The sequence below is a fragment of the Pseudonocardia sp. genome (assembly GCF_025965585.1).
Lineage (GTDB): Bacteria > Actinomycetota > Actinomycetes > Mycobacteriales > Pseudonocardiaceae > Pseudonocardia.
On record NZ_JAOPWR010000539.1, the window covers coordinates 1 to 2,659 of the forward strand.

General features: G+C 69.0%; 1 protein-coding gene and 1 pseudogene. Both read right to left on the reverse strand.

The annotated features are described in order from the left end of the window. Window positions 1-328, reverse strand: a pseudogene (locus JWR81_RS33225) (hypothetical protein); the annotation flags it as partial. Next, a complete protein-coding gene (locus tag JWR81_RS33230) occupies window positions 325-498 on the reverse strand; it encodes a hypothetical protein (RefSeq protein WP_297661872.1) in 174 nt (57 codons plus the stop codon). The gene JWR81_RS33230 and the pseudogene JWR81_RS33225, both read right to left, overlap by 4 nt. Window positions 499-2,659: the final 2,161 nt, after the last annotated feature.

The window sequence follows — 2,659 nt, forward strand, 5'->3', positions numbered from 1 at the left end:
CCACGAGCAGCACGATCACCGGAGCGTAGGACGACTCCAGCATCGGCCAGCCGTGCCGCAGCGCGGCGACCACGCGGTCGCGGCCGGTGCCCGGTCCACGCGCGCCCGCCGCGAGGAGCTCGGCGTAGCGCTCGGTCGCCCAGAAGACCAGCAGCGTGGCGACGACGGTGATGACGACCTGCAGAAGGGTGCCGTGCAGGCTCGCGGCCACCATCACCGCGGACCCCACGACGGTGCCGTGGATCGCTTGGGCCAGTTCCTGCTCGTCGGTCCACTGAGAGCGGAGCCAGCCGGTGGACCGCCCCAACCCTGCCCCGGCGGCACTCACGCCGGCATCCGCTCCGACGCCCCGGCCAAGAACAGTGTCCAGATCGCCTTGCCCCAGCCCGGCAGCTCGTGATCGCGGAAGATGTCGGCGAAGATTGTGATCAACAACCAGATCCACGCGAACACGATCACGAACCAGAAGATGAATACAACGATGTCCCGCAGGGGCATGCGAAGTCTCCTCCCGTAGGCCGTGCCCGCGGCGGGTCGCCACTGGCCGGAACACTGTCGACGAGCGGCGTCTGCTCGGCATCACCCGCGAGAGATGACCGGCGGCTGCGCCCCGCCGCGAACCATCCCCCCCGCAGCACGGCAACGGCGTGACCGTCCATACGGACCGTCATGCCGAGACGGCCGGTCCGGCCGCCCCATGTCCACCGACGGGCCGTGGCTGCTGCGTGCGCACCACCCGCGCCGGACGGGCCGGCGGGCTGGTCCGTCGCCGCGCCGGTCAGCTCTTCAGTTCGCGCCCGTGCACGACGATCACGTAGATCACGATGACGTCGAGGGTGATGACGATCGTCGACCAGACCGGGTAGGCCGGCCCCTGACCAACTCTTGGCTACTGCGGTGGCCACCCGCCAGAATCCGACTCCGCGACCCGCCCCATGATCCACAGAAGGGCCGCTACCCACGTGTCTCCCCCGCTCTGTCGCCGTCAGCGCCGCGGCAGTCGTGCTGACGGATCACCGGATCGCCATACCCGTCGCCAGCTTGCGCTCCCGTCCCATCCAGTCCGGGTGAGCACCGGCCCGCGGATCCGGTCGAGGCCGGCAGCCGCCGCAGGGAGACGAGCTCCAGGCCCATCGCGCTGCACAACGCCAACAGCTCACGTAGGTCGGAGGGCTCGGCCAGCGTCCCGAAAATGACCGTGCGGGGGGAAACGGGCCGAACCTCCATGCCGGGGAAAGCGCCGCATGCCAGTTCGGACAACCGGCCGGTCACGCAAATCTCGTACCGCGAATCTGCCATCAGCGCTTACCTCCCGACGCTGCTCGCTCCCGGACATGGCGCAGGGCTCGACCGTGCAGGCACCGGGCGCGGTGTCGTAGTTGGGTAGCTGGGCTAGAGCCCGGCCAAGTCTGCGTCGTGGGCCCGGCCGCCGCGTCCATCGCGGTGGTAGTCGCGACACGGCCCAGGGGCATCGCCCAGCCCCTGCGGGGTTCGGCGCCGCGGTCGGAATGGTGCGTGGTGCTGCTCGCGGAGGCTCGTCAACGTGGCTTTTTTCAGGGGTGCCAGGCGATGATGGACGGATTTCAGGTGACGCCGTTGTGGGAGTAGCTGCAGGAGTAGCGGTTGCACATCTGGACAGAACCTCAATGAAAACCCTGAACGATCCTGGAGCACACTGCCCGGCCACATCACAGAACGGATGATCGGCCCAGCCGCGCATGTCGGGAGCCGGCCGGCCCGGGCTCCGGCCGACGAGGGCCTGATGCCGCGGGCCGCGCCCCCTAGGCGGGGCAGCGACTCGTTCACCCGCTGGGGGTGAGCCTGCCCCACCCGAAGTGGTGTAGGCATCACCGCGACCGACGTGATGCCTGGCCAGGAGTCGGGTCGTCACCCGTCGCGGGTGAACGCCATGTAAGAACCGTCGCCGGTTCAGCTGGGGCTTCCCTGACGCTGTCGCCGCTCGTACACGACGACGCCGATGAGGGTTCCGCCGAGCATCACCACGCTGAATGCGATCAGCCATCACAGCAGCACGAACACGATCCCGAGCGGCCCGTACTGGTGGTGGTGCTGGGTGATCGTCGTGGACAGGTGGAACCCGGCCCGGGGGTGCGCCCTGGCCGGCGAGGTTCAGGGCCCGGTCGAGGTTGGTGGCGGGTTCACGTTGCGCGAGGTGAGTGGATGCCTGCCGGAAGCCGCCGATCTGCTCGCCGGTCGGGGATCTGCCTCGGGCCTCTCGCGCGGTCTCGGTGACTCTGTTGACAACGCTGGGGTCGTGGTGGCGATCCGCGATCCGCAGGTCAGTCGTGTCCATGGTCTTCTGGTCGCCCCTTTCCCTCGGTCCTCTCGCGCGTCGTTGGCTTGTCCCACCAGGACGTGACGGGGGCAGTTCCAGCGCAGCGTCGCAGCGGTCGCCGACGCCCGGCATCACCCGGCGGAGATGATGGTGAGATGCAGGAGCCGGCGTTGAGCCGGGGAACGCAGCCTGGCGGCCGGATCGGGCGCCGCTCCCTCATGCTCGGGACACAGTTGCCGCGGGCGATTTCGTTGCCTTATCAGTCGTGGTCCTCCTCGGGAGCGTCGGGAACCTCGTGCACGGACACCACGGTGATCCCGAGGATTTGCAGCTGCGCGATGATGCCGTGCAGGTGGGACTGGT